At 34.5% G+C, this 1155-nt stretch carries 1 protein-coding gene; it reads right to left on the bottom strand.

All coding sequences use genetic code 11. The features are described from left to right. The coding region (locus tag EGI24_RS14345; RefSeq protein WP_255049149.1) for a TlpA family protein disulfide reductase at window positions 1-912 on the bottom strand (912 nt) is incomplete at its 3' end. Window positions 913-1155: the final 243 nt, after the last annotated feature.

Here is a 1155-nt window from a genome sequence, read left to right on the forward strand (position 1 = left end):
TTTTTCGAAAGCTAGTCCAATTATTTCGACTGAAGGATTTTTCTTTTTGAAATCGGCCAAGAAACGGGTCTCATCCATACAGTTTGGACACCACGAGCCTAATATTTGGACTATGGTAACGCTGTTTTTGTATCGCTCATCTTTGATAGAAATCTTTTTACCAGTTTCGTCAGGAAAACTGAAGTCTATACTTGTGAAACCCGGTTTTAAGTAAGTCAGGCTGTTGGCATCTGGCAAAGCTGCTTGGTCATTTTTTATACCCGACCATTTTTCTGTTCCTTTCAAACTATAGCAAAATGTGCCTCCCGTTAGGCTATCTCCAATTATTTTAGCAGTGAACAAAAATGTATGATTTCCATCAAAACAAGTCAGTTTCAGACTATCACCTACCACGTTTCCATCCAGGTAGCGATAGTCTCCAGTTGTAGTGAGAAATGTACCTTTTACTTTATTATCTTTTTGTTCGAAAATACCCACTGCTTCATAGGTACTTTTTCCATCATCAAAAATTATTGAATATTTATTTGCCAAAGATGCGTTCGATTTGCCATTCTCAAATCTAAATTCTTGTCCAAACTTTGCCGTAAAAGCTCCTTCTCTGTTGTCTAAATTGGCCATTTTTTTACGAAATATCCCATTCATGGTTTCTCCTTCCACTTTTGCAATTATTTCAGCATCAAAGAGTTCCATCTTCAAATGCAAGGAGTCATTTTCAAAATATAAAGTATCAAATGCCAATTTTTCATCTGCATTTATAGCAAAGGCTCGGTTTTTTTCTACTTGAATATGAAATGGCAAAACGCCAGCAATAGTAGGCACTTCAGCTCGCCAAAGACCAGTTTTTAGCTCAGGTTTGCTTTTACAAGAGAATAACAGCGAGACACTCGCAAGTAGAATTAATAATTTTTTCATCAATGATTTTCTTTGGTTTACAAAGAAATGCAGAAAACTCGAAAAATGCTTACTTATCGCAAAAAAGGAAGTACGTTTTTTTTTACATGAAGAAGATGAAGATTTTAAGAAAATGAAGTTCTTAATGCTCTTCATTTATTAATTCCTTCATGTTAAAATTCGCTATCCAATTTAACATGAAGAAGATGAAGATTTTAAGAAAATGAAGTTCTTAATGCCCTTCATTTCTTAATTCCTTCATGT

It is taken from the genome of Lacihabitans sp. CS3-21 (assembly GCF_024343675.1).
GTDB lineage: Bacteria > Bacteroidota > Bacteroidia > Cytophagales > Spirosomataceae > Leadbetterella.